Source organism: Flavobacterium sp. FG19 (assembly GCF_057809475.1).
Window position 1 is genome coordinate 34,535 of the sequence record NZ_JBMDKA010000001.1, and the last position, 22,080, is coordinate 56,614.

General features: G+C 35.7%; 27 protein-coding genes. 16 read left to right on the top strand and 11 right to left on the bottom strand.

Going from position 1 to position 22,080, the window contains the following annotated elements:
* The 3 genes from aat to ACODST_RS00180 form a co-directional block, all read right to left on the bottom strand.
* Entirely contained in the window at window positions 1–639 is a 639-nt protein-coding gene (gene aat, locus ACODST_RS00170; protein ID WP_488930097.1) for a leucyl/phenylalanyl-tRNA--protein transferase, read from the bottom strand.
* Between the two features lie 166 nt (window positions 640–805).
* Window positions 806–1,177: a DUF3127 domain-containing protein gene (locus ACODST_RS00175; RefSeq protein WP_488930098.1), complete on the bottom strand. Its 372-nt coding sequence runs from the start codon at window positions 1,175–1,177 to the stop codon at window positions 806–808.
* Window positions 1,178–1,207: 30 nt separating this feature from the next.
* Window positions 1,208–2,083 (bottom strand): flavin reductase family protein, encoded by an 876-nt coding sequence (locus tag ACODST_RS00180; protein ID WP_488930099.1) that lies wholly within the window; start codon window positions 2,081–2,083, stop codon window positions 1,208–1,210.
* Between the two features lie 160 nt (window positions 2,084–2,243).
* Between ACODST_RS00180 and ACODST_RS00185 the strand changes: the two genes are divergently transcribed.
* Window positions 2,244–3,398, top strand: coding sequence for a sensor histidine kinase (locus ACODST_RS00185; protein ID WP_488930100.1), 1,155 nt, complete (start codon window positions 2,244–2,246; stop codon window positions 3,396–3,398).
* 64 nt (window positions 3,399–3,462) lie between these two features.
* Here ACODST_RS00185 and ACODST_RS00190 read toward each other — a convergent pair whose 3' ends face one another.
* The gene (locus ACODST_RS00190) at window positions 3,463–3,852 is read right to left on the bottom strand and encodes an HIT family protein (protein WP_488930101.1); all 390 of its coding nucleotides are present in this window, start codon (window positions 3,850–3,852) and stop codon (window positions 3,463–3,465) included.
* Between the two features lie 75 nt (window positions 3,853–3,927).
* On the bottom strand, window positions 3,928–4,404 hold the full coding sequence (greA, locus tag ACODST_RS00195) for a transcription elongation factor GreA (RefSeq protein WP_488930102.1): 477 nt from the start codon (window positions 4,402–4,404) through the stop codon (window positions 3,928–3,930).
* 155 nt (window positions 4,405–4,559) lie between these two features.
* Between greA and ACODST_RS00200 the strand changes: the two genes are divergently transcribed.
* Entirely contained in the window at window positions 4,560–4,973 is a 414-nt protein-coding gene (locus ACODST_RS00200) for a Rieske (2Fe-2S) protein (RefSeq protein ID WP_488930103.1), read from the top strand.
* Window positions 4,974–5,015: 42 nt separating this feature from the next.
* Here ACODST_RS00200 and ACODST_RS00205 read toward each other — a convergent pair whose 3' ends face one another.
* From ACODST_RS00205 to ACODST_RS00225, 5 genes are all read right to left on the bottom strand, one after another.
* Window positions 5,016–7,217: a TonB-dependent receptor gene (locus ACODST_RS00205; protein ID WP_488930104.1), complete on the bottom strand. Its 2,202-nt coding sequence runs from the start codon at window positions 7,215–7,217 to the stop codon at window positions 5,016–5,018.
* A gap of 270 nt (window positions 7,218–7,487) precedes the next feature.
* Window positions 7,488–7,889 carry an alternative ribosome rescue aminoacyl-tRNA hydrolase ArfB gene (arfB, locus tag ACODST_RS00210; RefSeq protein WP_488930105.1) on the bottom strand — a complete coding sequence of 134 codons (402 nt, stop codon included), beginning with the start codon at window positions 7,887–7,889 and terminating at the stop codon, window positions 7,488–7,490.
* Window positions 7,889–10,003, bottom strand: coding sequence for a DUF4301 family protein (locus tag ACODST_RS00215; protein WP_488930106.1), 2,115 nt, complete (start codon window positions 10,001–10,003; stop codon window positions 7,889–7,891). The genes arfB and ACODST_RS00215 overlap by 1 nt, the downstream gene beginning before the upstream one ends.
* Window positions 9,964–10,587 carry a nicotinamide riboside transporter PnuC gene (gene pnuC, locus ACODST_RS00220; protein ID WP_488930107.1) on the bottom strand — a complete coding sequence of 208 codons (624 nt, stop codon included), beginning with the start codon at window positions 10,585–10,587 and terminating at the stop codon, window positions 9,964–9,966. Before pnuC ends, ACODST_RS00215 begins: the two co-directional genes overlap by 40 nt.
* A gap of 30 nt (window positions 10,588–10,617) precedes the next feature.
* A complete protein-coding gene (locus ACODST_RS00225; protein ID WP_488930108.1) occupies window positions 10,618–11,349 on the bottom strand; it encodes a phosphoglycerol geranylgeranyltransferase in 732 nt (243 codons plus the stop codon).
* Between the two features lie 96 nt (window positions 11,350–11,445).
* Between ACODST_RS00225 and ACODST_RS00230 the strand changes: the two genes are divergently transcribed.
* From ACODST_RS00230 to ACODST_RS00240, 3 genes are all read left to right on the top strand, one after another.
* Window positions 11,446–12,042 carry a Crp/Fnr family transcriptional regulator gene (locus tag ACODST_RS00230; RefSeq protein ID WP_488930109.1) on the top strand — a complete coding sequence of 199 codons (597 nt, stop codon included), beginning with the start codon at window positions 11,446–11,448 and terminating at the stop codon, window positions 12,040–12,042.
* Between the two features lie 81 nt (window positions 12,043–12,123).
* Window positions 12,124–12,411, top strand: a complete 288-nt coding sequence (locus ACODST_RS00235) for a hypothetical protein (protein WP_488930110.1) — start codon at window positions 12,124–12,126, stop codon at window positions 12,409–12,411.
* A complete protein-coding gene (locus ACODST_RS00240; RefSeq protein WP_488930111.1) occupies window positions 12,408–12,806 on the top strand; it encodes a group III truncated hemoglobin in 399 nt (132 codons plus the stop codon). Before ACODST_RS00235 ends, ACODST_RS00240 begins: the two co-directional genes overlap by 4 nt.
* Window positions 12,807–12,834: 28 nt before the next feature.
* Here ACODST_RS00240 and ACODST_RS00245 read toward each other — a convergent pair whose 3' ends face one another.
* Window positions 12,835–13,485 (bottom strand): 4'-phosphopantetheinyl transferase family protein, encoded by a 651-nt coding sequence (locus ACODST_RS00245; RefSeq protein ID WP_488930112.1) that lies wholly within the window; start codon window positions 13,483–13,485, stop codon window positions 12,835–12,837.
* 289 nt (window positions 13,486–13,774) lie between these two features.
* Between ACODST_RS00245 and ahcY the strand changes: the two genes are divergently transcribed.
* The 11 genes from ahcY to ACODST_RS00300 all read left to right on the top strand — a co-directional run bounded on the left by ahcY (window position 13,775) and on the right by ACODST_RS00300 (window position 22,051).
* On the top strand, window positions 13,775–15,091 hold the full coding sequence (gene ahcY, locus ACODST_RS00250; RefSeq protein WP_091493592.1) for an adenosylhomocysteinase: 1,317 nt from the start codon (window positions 13,775–13,777) through the stop codon (window positions 15,089–15,091).
* Between the two features lie 180 nt (window positions 15,092–15,271).
* The gene (locus ACODST_RS00255) at window positions 15,272–15,847 is read left to right on the top strand and encodes a hypothetical protein (protein ID WP_488930113.1); all 576 of its coding nucleotides are present in this window, start codon (window positions 15,272–15,274) and stop codon (window positions 15,845–15,847) included.
* Window positions 15,848–15,925: 78 nt separating this feature from the next.
* Window positions 15,926–16,261 carry a hypothetical protein gene (locus ACODST_RS00260; RefSeq protein ID WP_488930114.1) on the top strand — a complete coding sequence of 112 codons (336 nt, stop codon included), beginning with the start codon at window positions 15,926–15,928 and terminating at the stop codon, window positions 16,259–16,261.
* A gap of 26 nt (window positions 16,262–16,287) precedes the next feature.
* Entirely contained in the window at window positions 16,288–16,572 is a 285-nt protein-coding gene (locus tag ACODST_RS00265; protein ID WP_488930115.1) for a hypothetical protein, read from the top strand.
* A 46-nt stretch (window positions 16,573–16,618) separates the two neighbouring features.
* Window positions 16,619–17,605 (top strand): hypothetical protein, encoded by a 987-nt coding sequence (locus ACODST_RS00270; protein ID WP_488930116.1) that lies wholly within the window; start codon window positions 16,619–16,621, stop codon window positions 17,603–17,605.
* An 83-nt stretch (window positions 17,606–17,688) separates the two neighbouring features.
* The gene (locus ACODST_RS00275) at window positions 17,689–18,768 is read left to right on the top strand and encodes a hypothetical protein (protein ID WP_488930117.1); all 1,080 of its coding nucleotides are present in this window, start codon (window positions 17,689–17,691) and stop codon (window positions 18,766–18,768) included.
* A 42-nt stretch (window positions 18,769–18,810) separates the two neighbouring features.
* On the top strand, window positions 18,811–19,143 hold the full coding sequence (locus ACODST_RS00280) for a DMT family transporter (RefSeq protein ID WP_488930118.1): 333 nt from the start codon (window positions 18,811–18,813) through the stop codon (window positions 19,141–19,143).
* 150 nt (window positions 19,144–19,293) lie between these two features.
* On the top strand, window positions 19,294–20,142 hold the full coding sequence (locus ACODST_RS00285) for a bifunctional helix-turn-helix domain-containing protein/methylated-DNA--[protein]-cysteine S-methyltransferase (protein ID WP_488930119.1): 849 nt from the start codon (window positions 19,294–19,296) through the stop codon (window positions 20,140–20,142).
* Window positions 20,143–20,313: 171 nt separating this feature from the next.
* The gene (locus tag ACODST_RS00290) at window positions 20,314–21,027 is read left to right on the top strand and encodes a 2OG-Fe(II) oxygenase (RefSeq protein ID WP_488930120.1); all 714 of its coding nucleotides are present in this window, start codon (window positions 20,314–20,316) and stop codon (window positions 21,025–21,027) included.
* A 183-nt stretch (window positions 21,028–21,210) separates the two neighbouring features.
* Complete coding sequence (locus tag ACODST_RS00295; protein WP_488930121.1) at window positions 21,211–21,456, top strand: Ada metal-binding domain-containing protein; 246 nt, start codon at window positions 21,211–21,213, stop codon at window positions 21,454–21,456.
* Window positions 21,443–22,051 carry an alpha-ketoglutarate-dependent dioxygenase AlkB family protein gene (locus tag ACODST_RS00300; protein ID WP_488930122.1) on the top strand — a complete coding sequence of 203 codons (609 nt, stop codon included), beginning with the start codon at window positions 21,443–21,445 and terminating at the stop codon, window positions 22,049–22,051. The genes ACODST_RS00295 and ACODST_RS00300 overlap by 14 nt, the downstream gene beginning before the upstream one ends.
* Window positions 22,052–22,080 lie beyond the last annotated feature (29 nt).

Here is a 22,080-nt window from a genome sequence, read left to right on the forward strand (position 1 = left end):
TTATTTACTGTTTAAAATAGTCATAAACTCTTCGCGGTCAATTTCACGACAGCCCAAACTGTCTAAATGCGGGTTATAAACCTGGCAGTCGAGTAATTTATAGTTTTCTTTTCTTAGATGATTTACCAAAGATATAAAACCTACTTTTGAAGCATTGGACACTTTAGAAAACATACTTTCACCACAAAAAATATGGCCTAGGTCAATTCCGTACAAACCTCCTACCAAAACATCTTCCTGCCAGACCTCAACCGATTTTGCAATTCCCTGATTATGCAGTTCGCAATACGATTCTACTATTTCATCTGAAATCCAGGTTCCGTCCTGACCGTCTCTTAATATCTGCTGGCAGTTTAAAATTACTTCTCTAAAACGGGTATTAAAGGTAACGGTAAAAATATTGCGGTTCAAAATGTTACGCATGCTTTTGGAAATATTCAGTTCATCGAGAAACAAAACCATACGAGGATCCGGAGCCCACCAAAGAATAGATTCCCCTTCATTGAACCAGGGAAAAATACCTCTTTTATAAGCAAGCTTTAATCGTTCCGGGCTTAAATCACCACCCACTGCCAATATCCCTTCTTCGTCAGCTTCTGTAACAGGAGGAAAATATAAATTATCAAATAAAAAATACATCTTTTAAAATATTCAATTTTGAAAAATTACAAAAACGAAATTTCAAATTCCAGTTTTTCACAATCCTGAGATTTTGTAAAAGCTCAAAAAGCAAAATTCCAAATTCCAAATTCAACTGAATGAATTGGAATTTGGAATTTAACATTTATTGGAATTTAAACCTCTCTTAGAACGGTAAATCGTCTGGTTCGTCTTCGTTTAAACTGGCTGCCGGAGCAAAGGTCTCTGCACTTGGCATCGCAGGTGACTGTGCAGGTGCTTCTGCTGCTAATCTTTCAATTCTCCAGCCCTGAATACTATTGAAATATCTGGTTTCTCCTTGTGGATTAACCCATTCTCTTCCTCTTAAATTGATAGAAACTTTTACTGCCTCTCCTTGCTTATAGCTGCTTAATAAATCGCATTTATCTTGTGTAAATTCGATTAAAATGTGCTGCGGATACTGCTCATCTGTAGTAACTACTAATTCTCTTTTTTTGAATGAAGCACTAACTTGCTGCTCAGGATTAACCACTTTTACTTTTCCTATAACTTCCATCTTCGTCTATAATTATTTATTGTTTCTTACTTATCTTTTGGCTAAAAGCACTTTCCAGGCTGAAGCAACATCTTCTTTATCCAGATATTTTTTGGCTTCTAAATGAATTTTTTCCTGATCATCTGAGCTTAAAACTCCTTTTACGGAAAAATTTTCTTTCACAAATATACTAACTTCTTCTTTTGTAGGCAAGGCTTCAATGTTACCTAATTTTCCGAGATCATTCCCGTCAAACACAGCGCTTTCCTTAACAAAATTAGGAATTGCATCTACTCCGACGCCCAGAGTTGTGAGTGGTTTTGCGACTTCAAAAAGTCCCTGATTGGATCTTGAATACCAGTTTCCGCCCAGTCTCGAAACCAAATCTATCTTATGCTGGTCAATAGCTCCGTTTTTATCCAAAACCGATTCGTGGATATGAATTTTCACTACTTCACATAAAATCAGGTTCCCGGCTCCTCCTTCAGTTCCTAACGGAATAATCTGCGTAATCTTACATTCAAATTGTACCGGTGATTCTTTCACCCTATACGGCTTTACGAAATCAGACGGTATTTGTGTTAAACCGGCTTTTACAAATTCATTTACACCTTCACCATATTCTGTACTCGCTAACGAAGTCTGCTGTACCAGATCATAATTAACCACATTTATCACTACCTCTTTGGTAGCTTCTGCGTTAATTAAGGTGTGTTTGACCGTATTGTCCCGCACACGCCTTGAAGGTGAAAAAACCAAAATGGGCGGATTAGCACTAAATACATTAAAGAAACTAAAAGGCGACAAATTTGGTATTCCCTTCTCGCTGATGGTACTTGCAAAAGCAATCGGTCTTGGACCTACTGCACTTTGGAGATACCCTTGTAACTGTGCCGTTGGTATCTCTTTTGGATCGATGCTAATCATATTTTTTTGGTTTAACCGAACCTCATTCCGGTCATACAAAAGTATAGAAAACCTTCAATTAGAAGAAATAGTTTTAAAAGATTCAGACAAAAATCTTTTAAGGCCCTGTAAAATATAAAATGTGTTTATTTCGTTATATTTATACCTCAAAACTTAGTTTATGCGCTTTTCCGAAAGTAGAAATACAACCCGCTGGATCATCATTTTTGTTTCCTTTTCCATCATTGCTTTGATTTTGTGGAACACTTATACCTTTTTCCAGATATTTAAAAATGAGGAACGTTTAAAAATGAACCTTTGGGCCAATGCGCAGAAAAAAGTGATCAATTCTGATGAAAATACTGATCTGGATTTACCCCTTGAAATTTTAAACAATAATACTTCTGTCCCGGTAATGCTGGTGATGTATGACAAAATTATTAATTCGGTTAACGTTCCGGATCATGTTATAAACGACCCAAAAGAATCCCTGTCATTTCTTAATAATCTGAAAAATGAAAATGATCCTGTTATAATTGAATATGCACCGGGAAAATTCCAGCAGATCTATTACGGAAATTCGGCTTTACTGAACAAACTGAAATACTATCCGGTTGCTTTATTGCTCATCATTTTTTTATGCGGTGCCCTGGTTTACAATTTTTACAAAAGCACGAAAATTGCAACCCAAAACAAATTATGGGCAGGAATGGCCAAAGAAACAGCCCATCAGATTGGTACACCATTGTCCTCTTTAATTGGCTGGATTGAAATTTTAAAAACAGAAGAGATCGACCAGTCTATTACTTTGGAAATTGAAAAAGATGTAGAACGTTTACAGACTATTACGGATCGTTTTTCTAAAATTGGCTCTGTTCCCGTTTTAGAACCCCGCGATATTGTAGCCGAAACTTTATATACTTTTGAATATTTACAATCCCGTTTTTCCAAACAGGTGAGTTTTACCTATAAAGTTCCTGAAAACCTTATTTATGCCCTGATCAATCCCACACTGCACAGCTGGACTATTGAAAACCTGGTTAAAAATGCTATTGATGCTATGAAAGGAAAAGGAAGTCTGGAACTTCAGATTGAACAGGATTCGCATCAGGTTAAAATAAATGTAAAAGACTCCGGAAGCGGTATTTTAAAAAAGCAATTCAAAACTATTTTCGAACCCGGATTTACAACTAAAAAACGCGGCTGGGGACTGGGTCTTTCCTTAACCAAAAGAATTGTGGAAGAATATCATAACGGAAAGATCAAAGTACTTCATTCTGAAATAGGCAAAGGAACTACTTTCCAGATTAGTTATAAAATAAACGAACCTGTTTAAATCACGCACATAAAAAAACACCAACTCTTTTGGGAATTGGTGTTTACTGTATTATTGCTTTATTTTAAAGATTGGACTGAATGTCTTTGGCCAATGCTTCAAATTCTTCTTTTGAAAGTGATACTTTGTTCTGAAAACGCATTTCGTCCATTTCATTTAACGGAATCAGGTGTACGTGCGCATGAGGAACTTCCAGTCCTACAACGGCAATACCGATTCTTTTGCACGGAACGGTCTTTTCCAGAGCTGCTGCAATTTTTTTAGAGAACTTCATTAACCCTAAATACTGTTCTTCTTCCATATCAAAAATCTTATCGATTTCTTGTTTCGGAATACAAAGTGTATGTCCTTTAGCATTTGGGTTAACATCTAAGAAAGCTAAGAAATTCTCGTCTTCAGCGATTTTATAAGCCGGAATTTCTCCGTTTACTATTTTAGTAAATATGGAACTCATGATTTATTCGTTTATTTGTTTAACCGTTTAATCGATTTAACGGTTAAGCAATTAACCGATTAAACTATAGAAAATTTATTCTCTTGTAATTTCAAGAATTTCAAATTTCAAAGTACCGTTTGGCACTGTGATTTCGGCAATTTCGCCTACAGATTTTCCAAGTAACCCTTTTCCGATAGGAGACGTTACCGAAATTTTTCCTGTTTTCAGATCGGCCTCACTTTCTGCAACAAGCGTATATTTCATTTCCATTCCGTTGCTCTGGTTTTTAATTTTTACATTAGAAAGAACCAAAACTTTAGAAAGGTCTAATTGAGATTCGTCAATTAATCTGGCATTTGCGTATACTTCTTCAAGTTTAGCAATTCTCATTTCTAATAAACCCTGCGCTTCTTTTGCAGCATCATATTCGGCATTTTCAGATAAATCGCCTTTATCTCTTGCGTCTGCTATATCTTGAGATGCCTTAGGACGCATTACACTCTTTAAATGCTCCAATTCATCTTTTAACTTTTTTAAACCATCAGCGGTATAATAAGATACTTTACTCATAACTTCATCGTTTATATAAATAGAAAAAATCCCATCGGGACGGGATTTTGTATTACAAATATACTATTATTTTTAATAGTACATAATTATATGTTAATCATATAAAATTCAAATCTAAATAAATTATTTTTGTTTCACTAATTCTTATTAAAATAATGAAAAAAATCTGGCCCTTACTTCTGATTGTTTCTGTGCTTTTCTCATGCGGCGGCGGTGAACGTAGCAACAATAATCCTTACATACCCAATTACAACGTAAACCTGTCTGTAGACATGAACCTGCCGGCTTATTCCAACCTTAAATTTGTAAGTAATGCTGTAATTGTTCCTAACTACGGAGCGAAAGGAATTATTATTTTTAACGCCGGAAGCGGATACAATGCCTTCGATGCAGCCTGTCCTAATCAGGAAATCAGTTCGTGCAGCGCTATGACCATAGACGGAATCAATGCCGTTTGTTCCTGTGACAAAACTTCGTACAGTTTATTTACAGGTCTTGGAGACAAAGAATATCCTTTAAAACAATATAAAGTTCAGGTAAGCGGAACCGTGATTCGTGTTTACAATTAAAATAAAAAAAGCCTGAAAATTTAAACTTTCAGGCTTTTTTATTTAGAACTTCAATGTCAGTCCGGCAAGGAAATTAATTCCGGCCTGCGGATAATAGTACGGATAAATATCCCACATAGCTCCGTTTGAAACATATTTCTTGTCTAAAATATTATTTACCAAACCGGTAATCATAATCGATTTAAAGATTGATTTTGGTTTTATTTCATAAGAAACATTCAAATCGTTTACAAAATAATCGGCCAGCTTCGCTTCGGGCAATTCTATATTATTCATATACTGTTCCCCTACATATTTTTGCAATAAAGAGACATGCAGGTTCTGAATTGGACTGTACACTATTATATTTCCTGCGATAACTTCAGGTGAATAGGCAATTTTGGTAGTTCCGTAAAATTCTCCCCCCACGGCCAGGTCTACATTTTTATTACTGCTTAAAGTAAAATTAGGACGGATAATCAATTTCTCCGAAAGCGAAATTGTCGCATCAAACTCAAATCCTAAACGATAGCTTTTATCTGTATTGGAACGAATTGGAGCCCCAACATCATCTAATCTTCCGGTTAAAATCAGCTGGTCTTTATAGCTCATACAATAAAAGTTAGAATTCAGCTGGAATTTCTCTGAATTAAATCTCCAGCCTAATTCAAAATCATTCAGTTTTTCAGGTTTTACGTTTCCGCCTTCATAATCGGTTCTGTTAGGTTCGCGGTTCGCTCTTGCGTATGAAAAGTAAATCGTGTTTTGTTCATTGATCTCAAAGTTTACTCCTGCTTTTGGATTAAAGAAATTAAACGTATCATCTACCAGACCTGTATCATAACTATTGGCTTTGTATTGTACTCTTCGGTATTGCAGATCTCCATAAAAGCTTATTTTTTCGGCTAACTGATAATTGACTTTCGCGAAAACATTCCCGTCAGTTTTAGTAGAGAAATCATCATAATAATGATCTCCTAATTCCGATTCTGAAGCATATCTTGCCCAGATTACTTTTCCATAATGATCTCCTTCGTATTTATTCCAGCCTCCGCCAAAAATAGCGTCCAGTTTTTCTTCTTTATACTTTACCGAAAAAGTAGTTCCGTAGAAATCATTGTCTAACCATTTCTGACGAATCAGATCTGTCCCAGGTACTAATTCCCCCGAATCATTCTCGACCATTTTTGTAGGCTCAATTGGCCCATAACCTTCAATTGGTTCATCGTATTTATAATTTTCGTAGTAACCCAGTCCTTTTGTATAGTGCAAAGCCACATTAGTACTCCATTTGTCCGACCATGATTCACTCCAGTGCAGCTGATAATGATCTTGTTGGTAATTGTCCGTTTCATTATCATAGAAACGTGTATTTCCAAATTCGTCTTTATACTTTCCGGCAGAATTATAAGTGCGGTTTTCGTTTAAGGTTTCTCCGTCTATTCCGTTCCAGGATTGGTATGTTTTTTCGGTTCCGCCAAAAACCAGTGCTTTAATTAAAGTGGTTTTCCCTACATAAGTTCCCTGCAGAAAATAAGACTTTAAGTCTGAACTCGCCCGGTCTACATAACCATCAGATTTGATAGTAGACAAACGTCCTGCAAGTTCAAAATGATCGTTTAATAAACCGGTACTGAATTTTACGGTATTCTTATTAGAGTTAAAACTTCCGTAAGAACTGGAAATTTCACCTGTTGGTTTAGACGCATAACTATCTGTCAGCATATTTAAACTGGCACCAAAAGCTCCGGAACCATTTGTAGAAGTCCCTACCCCGCGCTGCAGCTGCAGACTTTCTACAGAAGAAGCAAAATCGGGCATATTTACCCAAAAAGTGCCCTGACTTTCCGCATCATTATACGGAATTCCGTTTATGGTAACATTTACCCTTGTAGCATCGCTTCCTCTCACCCTGATTCCGGTATATCCTATTCCTCCTCCGGCATCGGAAGTGGTGACAACAGATGGCAGGTAATTCATTAAAACCGGAATATCCTGTCCCAGGTTTCGGTATTTGATCTCCTTTTTATTCATATTACTAAACGTAACCGGAGTTTTTGAAGTAACACGAACCGCAGAAACCAGTACATCATCCAGCTGGTTTACTTTGGTTGAATCTTGCTGTTGCGCAGAAGAAATAAGAGTAAAGAAAATAGAGAATAGAGTAAAGAAAATAGATCTGCTTCGGCTTACATTATAAACCTCTGAACCTTTGTACCTCAGTACCTTTGTACCTTGAACAGTACCTTTAAAATAAGTTTTCATTCGTAAAGAATTACGAATAAAAGGGGGAATTATTCTTTTGTTAAAATTAATAAATGTGTTTCACGACAAAATAAAGTGTGCACGCTCGACAGTGTCGTTTTTCCCTTAGCAACATTACTCGCTCAGGTTCTTTGGGTATGATCTCAGCTCGTTATTTAGAGCACCCCTTTGAGACAGTGCAAATATAGAAAAGTATTAAGATAAATGTATTAAGTATTTAGTTTTTTAGTTTTTTGAAATTTCTTAATACTTAATTCTGTAGTCTTAATACTAAAAATCAGGTTTTCTGCGTGACCGCTTCAGATCAGACAGATTCTTTTTGTCTTTGATCCTTTTTTTAATTACCGCTTTCGGAACTTTTGTAGCTTTTCTTACTTTGGGCACATACAGCCCTTTTCTGATGATTTCCAAAAACCGTTTCGTAACAATTTCTTTATTCTTGAGCTGGCTCCGGTCTTCATCGCAATTTAGGATCAAAATGTTATCAGAAGTTAAACGGGCTGCTATGTTTTGTTTTAAAAGTATTTTTTCATCTTCAGATAAAGCCTGTGAAACTTCCAAATCAAAAGTCAGTACTACTTTTGACGAGACTTTGTTCACATTCTGCCCTCCGGAACCGCTGCTTCGAACGGCTTTAAAACCTAATTCTGATATGATTTTATCGTTATCCATTATTGGGGCTGGTGCGCCGGTTTTAATAAATCGTTTACTGTTTTTACCGGATTAAAAGTAATTAAAGGAACAGCCGCAAAAACAGTCAGCCAATTGGCCATCGAACCATTCCATAAGCCTGGAAGTTCATAGCTTTTTACCGGTTTTCCGTCGACACTTTTCTCTACTATAAAACCGGATTTTTCGTCAACAAACTGCTTTAAATCGAATTTTTCGCCTTTATAATTTTTAATCCCGCATACTAAATCTACCGGATTAAAATGGGTTGCGGCTTCTAAAATTTCGAGTTGTTTTTTGTTGGTCAAATCAATCTGTGACGATTCTACTATCTGCAGCGAAACTTCTCCTTTTTCATTCATTACCCAAAATGGTCCGCCGCCCGGTTCTCCTTCATTTCGAACCATTCCGCATACCCGTATCGGACGGTCTAACAACTCCCTGATTTTTGTTAGTTTATTCTCAAAAGTAAACTTATTAAAATCTTTCGTCAGTTGAATGTTCAGTTGTTGTGTTACAATCTCTACAATTTCAGCAAGGTCATTTTCGGTTACTTTATTTTCTTCAATTGCTTTCAAATAACCAAATACTTTTTGCTGTAAAGCTATTAAAACACCTCCCAGTGCTTTTTTATACAAAGTAATCTTGTCAATATGATTTTGAATTACATTATCAATATTTTTAATAAAAATAATGTCCGAGTCCAGGTTGTTCAGGTTCTCGATTAAAGCACCGTGTCCGCCTGGTCTGAAAACCAGATTTCCACTTTTATCCCTGACAATCTTATTTGTTTCATCTACGTTAATGGAATCTGTACTTTTATTTTGATACGAATACCCAATATTAATTGTAACTCCTGAAGGTTTTTCTACTTTTTCCTTAACCTCATCTACTGCTTTTTCAAATAACTCCTGATGGATTTCTGAAACGGTAAAATGCAGGTTTGATGATTTTTTTGCCGTGGCATAATGTACACATTCATTTAAATGCTCCTCAATAGGATTGGCAATATGAGTTGGATATTTATGAAAAGGCAGGATTGCTTTTGGTTTATTGGCCGAATGAAAGTAATCGGAACGCAGCAGCAGTTCTATGAAATAATAGTTTTTATAATCTCTTTCCAGATTCTCAAAATCAGGGTAGATTTCTCTTAGTTTTTTATCTACAGCATCAAAAAAAGGAAACTTCTCCATTCCAACAATAAAAATGGCCAGTTCTTTTTCTTTCTTTCTATTGATGTAGGCATTTATAGTTTCTTTCTGAATATCAAAATCATTTATAAAGGCAGTCAGAAATTTGAACATACGAGTTGCAGCGCCAGAAGCCGGAACGAATTTTTTAATTTTCAATTCTTCTTTCTGACTTTCAAAAAAGGCCGCTTTTTCTTCAAAATCGCTTTCCGACAAACTTAAAATCCCGTTATCGACTGTTGCCGGGCTTATTAAACTGCTTTTGGCTATTCCGTTTTTAAAAATATCCAGCTGCTTTAGAATATTTTCGAAAGGAATTCCATGATTGTATATTTCTACAAAATCTTCAGATGACAGCCCTTTTTCTTTTAAGGCATTTAAAGCGTCTACAATTTGTACAGCCTTGGTCAAACGGCTTTCTTTATCTCCAGAAAGCGTTATAAAAGGTTTTTTAGTATCAATTAAAGTCTGTTTGAAAACTGAAAACACGGTTTCTCTTCCTTCCGGAGTGTCACGAATGTCATCTTTCTCCCAGGGAACATCAATATCCGTAAGGAAAAACAAATCATATTCATGTTCCAGAGCCGCCTCATGTAAAAACGGATCACTAAAACCGTAATATACTTCAGAGAAAACTTTAGTTACCATTAAATTGGTATCGCAAAACAAGTATTTTTTTGCTGCTGCAAGTTTTTCGTTTTCAAGTGCAGTCTGTCCGTAAGCAATAGGCATCATATCATCGGCTGTACAGATATGCTGATTTTCTTCCCATTTTTCCTGCAGGTAATGGCGTGCAAATTCCGGAACCCAGTCTGTTTCGTAATAATCTGCCAATTGTTTTGCCAAGGTTGTTTTACCTGTGCTTTCAGGCCCAAATAAAGCAATTTTTATGATAGTTGTTTTTTGCTGTCTAAGATTTTTCTCCATTCTAAATAAGCTGAAATAGCCAAAATTGTAAAAATTAAATACTGAAGTGACAGCATCCCTAAGCCTCTGTAAGCATAAAGCGGCACTACGATAATATCGCCGATAATCCAAAGGGTCCAGTTTTCAATTTTTTTACGCGCCATATACCACATACCTGCGAAAAAAATACCGGATGATATCATATCAACATAATTGTCATTATGTATTTCATAACCGAAATACTTATAAATCCCGAAAACTACGAAAATGGTTACGAAAAACAATGCCGCACCAATTATTTTTTCATTAAAATTTGTTCTGGTAATGGGAAGGTTATCTTCTACTGTTCCTCCTTTTGCCCAGACATACCAGCCATAAATGCTCATAATGGAGAAATAGCCATTAATAATCATATCGCCAATATAACCTGCCACATACAAAAGATAAACCGATATTACGGTAGCAATCAAACCTGTCGGATATACCCAGATGTTTTCTTTCTTAGCAAACCAGACACTTAAAATGCCGCATACAAAGACCAAAAATTCCAGAATGATGTGCCATAGCGGTGCATTTTTATAACTGTTCAGAAAAAAGTCAATCATTTTTAGTGGTATTTTAAAGGCGGTTAATTTTTAGGAATCAAAAAAATGGCTGTCATTTTCAAAAGCAGTTCCAATTACTACTAAATCGGCGCCGGCATTATACGCATTTTTAATTCCCTGCAAATCTACGATTCCTCCTCCAACAATAACAGGAATTTCTATGTTTTGGGCTATCAGTGAAATCATTTCAAGCGGAACCGGATTTTTAGCACCGCTTCCGGCTTCTAAATAAATCAGTTTGTTTCCTAACATTTCACCAGCCTGTGCCGTAGCAAGTGCCAGATTAAGATTATTGCGGTTAAGCGGTTCGGTTTTACTAACACGGGCAACGGCTGTCTCGTTACCGCTTTCAATCAAAATATAACCTGTAGAAACAACTTCAAGATTTGTCTTTTTTAAAATTGGAGCAGCCTGCACCTGATATTCTATTAAATAATCGGGATTTCGGCCGGACAATAACGATAAAAACAAAATAGCATCGGCCTGTGGTGAAATCTGTGAAGGGTCTCCCGGAAATAACACAACAGGCAGGTTTGTTTTATATTTTAACCGGGTAATCAAATCTTCGAGAATGGTACTCTGAACGATGCTTCCGCCTACAAATATATGTGTCGCAGGAGACTGATTTATTTTATCTGATAAATGATCCAGATTCTCCATGACAATTTTATCGGGGTCTAAAAGTATAGCCAATAGCTTCTGATCCTTCTTTTTTGCTTCTAAAATCTGCTGATGGATTGTGGTACGTATTTTTTGTTCCATAATGGCTGTAAAAGTAAAAAGTTTTTAACGTAGAAGAACTATTATGAATCAATTATCTTTGTAAAGTCTGTATTAACAATCTCCGAAAACTAATATATGATTACATCTGAATTACTAGAAAAATACGGTGCCTTAAAAAAATCCTTTGCCAAAAATGACATTGTTTTTGAAGAGGGAAACCTGCCGGCACATTATTATCAGATTGTTTCAGGTGAAATTAAAATGTGCAATTACAATGATGACGGACGTGAATTTATTCAGGGTATATTCTATAAAGATCAGTCTTTTGGAGAACCGCCTCTATTTCTGAACCAAAAGTATCCCGCCAATGCTATTGCGGTTGAAGATTCTGAACTCCTGCTGCTTTCTAAACCCGGTTTCATGAAACTTCTGGAAGAAAATCCGGTTATCAGTATAAAAATAATCGAAAACCTTGCCCAGCGATTGTATTATAAATCTGTTATGGCAGCCGAGATTTCTACCCATGAACCGGAACATCGTGTTTTAAAATTAATCGATCACGGAATTGCTTATTTTAATTTTCAAAAAGAACCTCACGGGTATTTAATCAATTTTACCAGACAACAGATAGGCGACTTAACAGGTTTACGGGTAGAAACGGTTATCAGAACCATAAAAGCTCTGGAAAAAAAAGGCGAACTGAAGATTATTAACCGAAAAGTATACCGATAAAATAGTTCTTGTTTTATGATTTTAATCATAAAATGCAGTCGTATTGCGGGCGTATCTTTGTCATATAAAAATCTGAATATCATGACACTATATCAAACCACATTCGACATTTTCAATAAAAATTATATGGGTTCTGCTGCAATGGCAGTAATTGGACAAAGCTGTTTAGGCGGTGCTGCTGCCATGTATGTGCTGGCTAACGGAACTTCAATCCCTCAAATGATACAACTTGCTGTTATTGTACTGGCCTGTATCTTTGTAAACACTTCAATTCTGGCGCAAATGAAACACAAAGTTGTTTTTAACCTTTTGCTTCTTAGTGCTTTTTTAAGTGTAGCGCTTATTCTTTTAAACACTTTTATTCTGTGAAAAAGCAAATAGAAAACAGAGATGATATTGCCTTTCTGGTCAATCAGTTCTATGCTAAAATAAGAGCCGACAAAGAAATCGGCTTTTATTTTAATGAAATGATAACCGATTGGGAGGCACATCTTGAAAAGCTGACGGATTTTTGGCAGACCAATTTATTTGCGGTAAAAAAATACAAAGGTAATCCGCATGAGGTGCACAATGAAGTTGATGCCCATTTTAATGAAAAAATTACGGCAAACGAATTTGGAATCTGGCTCAATCACTGGTCTCAGACACTGGACGAACATTTTGAAGGCGAAAACGTAGAAACTTTAAAACGACGTGCCAGCAAAATGAGTACATTTTTGTACATGAGCATGTTTAAACACCGGCAAAAAGAAAGTGAGGTTTAAAACTGTCACTGAGACTGTCTGCTAAAAACTACTTTTCAAAAGCATAAACCAAAGTAAAATTACCCTCAAAATGATCTGATTTGATTTCCTGATAATGCACACTGAAATCTTTGATAAGATCATCAAAATGAAGACTTGCCTGCGTTTGGGTTCTATCTAAAGAAAAGTCCCCAACTTTAATATGATCTTTAAAACTTATCCCTTTCTCATTCCTGATTTTAAAGATCGCCTCTTTGGCTCCCCAGATAACGGTAAGTTTTTTAATGTATTCTTCTAAAGCATTGGGATTTAAATAGTCAAACTCGGTATCAGTGAATTTATCTGCAATGCGGAGAATTTTTTCGCGCTGCAGTTCCATATCGATTCCCACTTTTTCATGACTTATAATAATCGCTGCAAAATGATACGAATGAGTTATCGAAATGTAGTTATGACAATCAAAATAAGGTTTTCCAAATTCATCATAATGCAGGTCTTTATCTGTAAAACCCATTTCCTGAATCAGCATACGAACACTTAAAAAAGCACGCTGATGCATTTGCGATTTCATTCCGTCCAGTCTTCGTTGTGTCTTTTCTTTTAAGATAACACTGCTATACAATTCCTCAAAGGATTCTGTTATTTCCCAAATTAAGATTCTAGTTGTTTCGTTGAATTGTATGGTTTGAAATAGAGGCATTCGTATTATTCTTTATGGTTCTTATTTTTCTAACCATATAAGTCATCTAAGAAAATATAACTGCAGGGTCAAAAAAGTACATTAGTAAATATAAGTAATTCACAGCAAAGGTAATTATTTAAGAATCTTTTTTAAATGAACTGATATGTCTTATCCGGTTTAAATCGATTCGTAAACTAACAATCTATAGATTAAGATTTTAAAGATTTCACAAATCTTACAGAAAGTAGTAAAAATAAAAAGCTATTCCTTAAATTTGCAAAAATTTTACAATACAAATATACTATAAATGAGTACAACGACTACGCCTTATGTGGCTTATAAAGTAAAAGACATTTCTCTGGCTGCCTGGGGAAGAAAAGAAATTGAACTAGCTGAAGCTGAAATGCCAGGTTTAATGGCACTTCGCGCAGAATATAAAGACGAGCAGCCATTAAAAGGTGCCCGTATTGCCGGATGTTTACACATGACTATTCAAACTGCTGTTTTGATTGAGACTTTAATTGCTCTTGGTGCAGAGGTTACCTGGTCTTCTTGTAACATTTTCTCTACTCAGGATCAGGCTGCTGCTGCTATTGCTGCTGCCGGAATTTCTGTTTACGCCTGGAAAGGTCTTGACGAAGAATCATTTGACTGGTGTATTGAGCAGACTTTATTCTTTGGTGAAGACAGAAAACCATTGAACATGATCTTAGATGACGGTGGAGATTTAACAAACATGGTTATCGATCGTTACCCGGAATTAGTTCCTGGAATCAAAGGTCTTTCTGAAGAAACTACAACTGGTGTTCACAGACTTTACGAAAGAGTAAAAGCCGGAACTTTACCAATGCCTGCAATCAACATTAACGATTCTGTTACTAAATCTAAATTTGATAACAAATACGGATGTAAAGAATCTGCTGTAGATGCTGTACGTCGTGCAACTGACTTAATGTTAGCTGGAAAAAGAGTAGTAGTCTGCGGATACGGTGACGTTGGAAAAGGAACTGCAGCTTCTTTCAGAGGTGCTGGTTCTATCGTAACAGTTACTGAAATCGATCCAATTTGTGCTTTACAAGCTGCAATGGACGGTTATGAAGTTAAAAAATTAAACACTGTAATTGCTAATGCTGATATCATCATTACCACTACAGGAAACAAAGATATCGTTCTTGGAGAGCACTTCGAACAAATGAAAGACAAAACGGTTGTTTGTAACATCGGACACTTCGATAACGAAATCGACATGGCCTGGTTAAACAAAAACCACGGTGCTTCTAAAATCGAAATCAAACCTCAGGTTGACAAATACAACATCAACGGAAAAGATATCATCATCCTGGCTGAAGGTCGTTTAGTAAACCTTGGCTGTGCTACAGGTCACCCAAGTTTTGTAATGAGTAACTCATTTACCAACCAGACTTTAGCTCAAATCGAATTATGGAACAACAGTGCCGCTTACAAAAACGAAGTGTACATGTTACCAAAACATTTAGATGAAAAAGTGGCTGCTTTACACTTAGCTAAATTAGGCGTTGAATTGGAAGTTCTAAGAGAAGATCAGGCTGCTTATATTGGTGTTGAAGTTCAGGGGCCATTCAAACCGGAATACTACAGATATTAATCTAATTTTAGATTTCTGAGTTTAGATTTTAGATTATCTAAAAACATATTCAAACCCGACAGTTTTAAAAAACTGTCGGGTTTTCTTTTTTAATTTCCCTTCTTAATTACTATTAGAATCTCACACCATTTAAAATATAATCCTACATTTGGGTACCAAAACAAAACTTACATCCTAATTATGAAAAACCTTTTTATTGTAGTGTTTTTAATGTCACTGCCTTTTTTGGGTTCGGCACAAGTCTATAACCAGCAAATGCATATGCAGCAGGTCAGAAGCATGCATCAGCAGATGAACAATCAAAACCAGAAATGGGCCAGCGAACGTGCCAGATCAAATCAGCAATGGCAGATGAGATCAATGATGAACCAAACCAATAAAATTGAAGCTTCTGAAAGCAGATTAGCCAAAGAAGAAAAAAACAAAAAGAAACTGGAAGAAAAAACAGAGAAACTTAACGCTGATCTGAAAACAAAACAGGACGAACTAAACAATCTAAAAAACAATCCGGATAACCCTGATCTTCAAAAAAACATCGAAAAATCAGAACAGAAAGTTACAAAGGCCGAAAAAAAATTAAATAAAGCCAATGCAAAACTGGAAGAAAGTTCTAAAAAAACCGATGACTTTAAGAAACAAATAGAGACTTATAAAGCCGAAAAAGAAGAACTGACCAAAAAACACGAAGAAGAAAACAGACTTAAAGAAGCGGAGAAAAAGAAAAAAGAAGAAGAAAAGCAGCAAAAAGCAAAATAAAAACCTTTTTACCAAAACTAAAGCCTCGTGCAGATGATCCCGCAGGAGGTTTTATTCTTTTTATGTCAATTTTACATTATGAACGAAGAAGATATTCTACAAACCACCTTCAGACTGAACTGTGAATTACTGGAAGATATTGCCGCTGTGAATTCTCATGATCTGGAAACAAAATTTGGAATCAGTCCCGCTGTTTTCCAAGAAATCAAAGAAGAATTATTCGAATATTTTGGAACCGAAGAGCTGCCCGGACTCAAAATCCAAAAAAGCCATTTCAGCCTCTTTAAATATGATTCTGGCGAAGGTTTTGGTATTGAAGCAAAATTATTTACAGCAGACAATAAAGAAACAGAACTGAGCCTGCACACAGAATTTACTACTAAACTAAAATACCGGTTACTTGAAGTAATGTAATACTTTGTAATACCCCAAAACTACCTATGATTGAAAAAATTTCATGTGAACTGCATGGCTCAAAAGAGATGTCTTTTTCCTGTATTCATATTGCAATCGCTATAGATTCAAAAGAAAAAATCGGTTTTTTCTATTCAGAAGCTGAAGAAGATTTACCCCAAATTGCCTGGTGTGGTGCCTGCGAACAATGGCTTTTGGATAACGGCGAAGAATGGAATGATGCTTTTGAAGCTCAGGCCGATTTTAAAATGTTATGTGCTGATTGTTTTGAAGAAGCTAAAAAAATGCAGTTAGAAAATCCTGCCTATTAAATATAAGTTTACATTTGGGTATCTAAAAACTCTTTCTGCTTTTTATATGAAAAGACTATTACTGGTTTTAATTACTTTATCGTTAGGCTCCTGCGCCACTATTTTCAATAGAAAAACCCAAAATATTTCTATTTCTTCAAATTCTGCAAAGGCAAAGGCCAAAGTCAATGATAGTCTCTATACTTTACCTGCTGAAATAATCGTTAAACGATCCAAAAAAGACTTAGCTGTTGAGTTGATTTCCGATAGTCTTACCAAAACCTATACTCTTAAACCTTATATAAATGCAAAGTTTCTCTACGGAAATTTACTTTTTCTTGATTTTTTCCCACTAGGATATATAACCGATTTTACAAATCAGAAAAGATTTTCTTATCAGGATAAAATTGAGCTGAACTTCAAGGACACAACTGAGGTAATAAAAACAAACCGAAACAAAAAAATGGACCGTTTCAGAGATCATTTTTCAAAAAGATATCCTGTTGAAAAAGGACAAATTAATATTGTGGCCGCTATTCCGTGGATCAATAATTTTCATTTGGAACCTGCCGGAGAATCTGCCGTTAACAAAACCGGTTTTGGCGGTTTTTCAACCGGTGCGGAATATTTTTATACAAACAGCAGATATTTAGCTTTTGATTTCAGGGCAGCAACTCCTTTTATGGCTCCTCTTCCGCTTCCAATAGAATCTTTTGATGAATATGAAAGAATGTACTCTTTTAGTTTTGGTCTGACAAACAATCATAAACTTAATCGCTTTTCAGTTGGTTACGGGTTAAATTATTCTTCAAACACCTGGTTTAAGCATTATGGATCTGAAGATGGGATTTCAAGACCAAGTGTCACCAAAAAAAATAAAGCATTAGGAGTGACACTAAATAGTTATTATCAGGTTAGTTCTTTATTTTTTATAGGTTTAAATTACAATCAAAGTATAATTCCTCTAAATTCATCAGCAGGCGGTCATCCGCTGGAGCATGTCATTTCTTTGGATTTTGCCTTTAAATTTTCGCCTAATAAACGCAGACATTGATTTTTTTTTAAAATAAACACAAAACATCAGAATATTCACTGTTAAAATACGTTGCATTATTATATCATATTAAATTCTGTTTTATGAACCGTATTTGTATTCTCTGCATCATTCTCTTTTTAAAAATATCAGTATCTGCCCAAAATAAAGATATCTGGATTTCATTTTGGAATAAAGATACTACGCTGATTGGATTTAAAGACAAAAACGGCAGTATCAAAATTGAACCTAAATTTATAGGGATGACCATTGCTCGTAAATTTGAAGATATAATAGCTGTTACCGAAGGAAAGGATCAAAAATGGAAAAGTTACTACCTTACAAAACAAGGGAAAATAACAGGCTGCGACAGTTTATATACTTTTGATAATGGTCCGGACTGCGAAAATGAAGGTTTTATAAGGTTTACAGATCACAAAACCGATAAAATGGGTCTGTTTAACAGTGAAGGTAAAATCGCTGTTCCGGCGGAATACAGCAATCTTACCAAAGTCAAAAACGGAATGTTCATCGGACTAAAAGATGCCAAAAAAGAAACCCATGGAGAACATTTCTTCTGGAAGGGCGGAAAAGAATTCTTAGTTGACATTCATAATAAAATCTTAGTTGAAAATTTTGCTTACAATGATGAATTGAATTTTTATTCGGTAGAAAAATCAAAAGATCCCAGTAAAGATCCCATAAGAGATAATTTTCTCGGTGTTGACGGAAAATATTATTCGTTTATCAATTTTGACAAAGAGTTTAAAGAGTGGCTCAAAAACACCCTTCTTAAAAATATATCTAAAGCCAGTTTAGAAAAACATTCTTTTGATAAAATCACATTTAACAAAGCTTTAGACGGCTGGATAAGTGAACCTAAAACTAAATTTATAGATCAGAATTTTATTTATCTGAAATTAAAACTGGAAGAACTCAAAAATCCAAAAACAGATTATTTCGTTACCACAGACGGATTAAACCAGTTCATTTTTGAAACAGAAGAATACGATGTTTATTTCAATAATTGTAATGAATCCAAAGACTGGCTTTATCCGGTTAAAAGTATTATTATAAATTCCGGAAACAAAGCCGATTTCAGACAGGATCATATTCAGTTTCTAAGAACGGAAAATGGTTATAAATTAATCAGTGTTTCACCTTCAAAAGAAGAGCTTAAATAATTTTACAAAGCAGGAAAGGTTAACTTTGTAAAAAAGTAAACCATGAAGAATTTCTTATTTCTATTTATTGCCATTGTATTTGAAATCATCGCAACCTCAGCATTAAAAAAGTCTGAAGAATTTACTAAACTGCTTCCGAGCATTATAACTGTTACTGGATATTGCGGTGCTTTTTATTGTTTAAGTTTCGCTATTCGAACCATTCCCGTTGGATTTGCATACGCCATTTGGTCGGGAGTCGGAATTGTTTTAATTACTGCAATTGGTGCGCTTTTCTTTAAAGAAATACCGGATTTACCTGCTGTTATTGGATTGTCATTAATTATTGCAGGCGTTGTTGTAATTAATGTTTTTTCTAAAACTACGGCGCATTAAATTTTTTTTGTTTCAAGTTTCAGGTTTCAAGTTAGATGGAACCTGAAACCTGAAACTTGAAACAAAACCAAACAAAAATTCATTTCCGCAAGTTTCGGATTTTATTCCCACACAAACCAATCGATCTTTGTCTTATAAAACTGAATGAAGATGAACACACAGGAAACCATCAATTATAATCGTATTGCTGAAGCCATCGATTATATCAAAGCGAACTTTAAGGATCAGCCTAATCTGGATGAAGTGGCTGAAAAAGTGCATTTGAGTCCGTTTCACTTTCAGAGACTTTTTAGCGATTGGGCCGGAACAAGTCCGAAGAAATTTTTGCAGTATACGAGTTTAGAACACGCTAAAAAATTACTCAAAGACAATCAGGCAACTATTTCTGAAACAGCATACGAAACCGGGCTTTCAGGTACCAGCCGGCTACACGATTTATTTGTAAATATCGAAGGCATGACTCCGGCGGAATATAAAAACGGCGGAAAAAACCTGGCGGTAAATTACAGTTTTGCCGAAAGTCCGTTTGGGAATATTATTGTGGCTTCAACCCAAAAAGGCGTTTGTTTTATGGCTTTCGCCGAAGATGAAGCAAACGGATTTTCTGCTCTGAAAGAAAAATTTCCTAATGCGGAGTTCTCCAGAAAATTAGATTTAGTACAACAAAATGCCCTGTTTATTTTTCAAAATGACTGGAGTAAATTATCCGAAATAAAACTTCACTTAAAAGGCACCGATTTTCAATTGAAAGTTTGGGAAACCTTATTAAAAATCCCAATGGGGCAGCTTTCGACGTACGGAACAATCGCACAGCAAATCGAAAAACCAAATGCCTCACGAGCCGTGGGAACGGCTATTGGCAGTAATCCTGTTGCTTTCTTAATTCCCTGCCATCGCGTTATCCAGTCTTCCGGAACTTTTGGGGGTTATATGTGGGGAAATACCCGAAAAACAGCTATTATCGGCTGGGAAGGCGCGCAAACAAATCATCAATTATAATTTATACACAAGTCACATCTGTAGAGACGCACCGCAGTGCGTCTACGCAAAGATTGTCGACAAAGAAATCCTTTGTATAAATACAAGACGTTAGACGCACTGCGGTGCGTCTAACTACAGATAAACGGTATGAATTATTTATCATTTTTTTTATTCCTCTAAAAAAATATTATGCAAAATATACAATCCAAAATTGCTTCCCAAAACTGGGAAAGCATCACCGAATCTATGCACGAAAATGGATTCGCCATAATTCCAAATATTCTCAATAACGAACAATGCGAATACCTGAAATTCGATTACGATAATCCAATGATATATCGGAAAACGGTTGTAATGGAACGTTACAGATTTGGTTTGGGCGAATACAAATATTTCAATTATCCGCTTCCCGATTTAATACAAAACATTCGAACTTCTATTTATCCAAAATTGGCTCCCGTGGCAAATGCCTGGATGAAAGCTTTAAATATCAATACCGTTTTTCCTGAAAAACATGAGGAACTGCTGAAACAATGTCATGACAATAACCAGCTCAAAGCAACGGTCTTAATTTTAAAATATGGAAAAGGCGGGCACAATACGCTGCATCAGGATTTGTATGGCGATGTTTATTTTCCGATTCAGATTGTGCTTTTTCTCTCTGAACCTGATGAAGATTTTACGGGTGGCGAATTTGTTTTAACACAGCAAACCCCAAGAGCACAATCAAAAGCAATTGTTTTAAAACCTAAAAAAGGAGATATTTTAGTTTTTACCACCAATTTCAGACCCGTAAAAGGGACAAAAGGTTATTATCGAGTCAATATGAAACATGGCGTGAGCGAAGTACATTCAGGCGAACGTTTTACATTGGGAATTATTTTTCATGATGCATTGTCATAAACACACAGCATATCCGTAGAGACGCACCGCAGTGCGTCTACACAACGTTAATCCGAAAGACATTTTTCTTGCAGATACCAAAATTTGTAATCATAATAATTCTTTTAATCTGTGGCAAATTAAAAATCAATCTTTGCGTAGACGCACTGCGGTGCGTCTCTACAACACACAACTTATAACTTCATGATTAATCATCAAAAAATAATCGATTCTGAATTGCTTCGTAAAATTAAAAAGGGCGAAATTTGTCTCGGCGGTAACCGAAAATTAAAGATTTACGGAACGCTGAAATGTTCTTCGGGAAAAAGAATGAAAAGGGAAAATCGTGTTTTCTTTTCTTCAGAAAGCGAAGCCAAACAAAATGGTTTCAGACCTTGCGGGCATTGCATGAAACCCGAATATCAAAAATGGAAAAATGGACTTATTTAATCCTCATACAGACGAAAACACCAACTTACTTCCTCAGGATGGGACTGTAAATTACTACGGAAAATTGTTTTCGAGAGAAGAAGCTGATTTCTATCGTGATACTTTATTGGAAAACATTGAATGGAAAAATGACGAAGCCGTCATCTTTGGAAAACTAATTTTGACCAAACGAAAAGTCGCCTGGTATGGCGATAAGAAATTTGAATACACCTATTCGAATACTACCAAAAAAGCACTTCCGTGGACACCGGAATTAGTAAAACTAAAAACGTTTATTGAAGAGAAAACAGGGGAAACTTTCAACTCCTGCCTGCTCAATTTGTATCATTCCGGCGAAGAAGGAATGGCCTGGCACAGCGATGCTGAGAAAGATTTGAAAAAGAATGGTGCTATTGGTTCGGTTAGTTTTGGCGCAGAACGGAAATTTGCCTTTAAACACAAAGAGTCAAAGGAAACGGTTTCTTTAATTTTAGAGCATGGAAGCCTTCTGGTTATGAAAGACGAAACACAGACGTATTGGCTGCATCGTTTACCGCCAACCAAAACTACACAGAAACCCAGAGTGAATCTGACTTTTAGGACTATTGTAGAATAAGATTGCAGACCTGAGAGGTTTTAAAAACC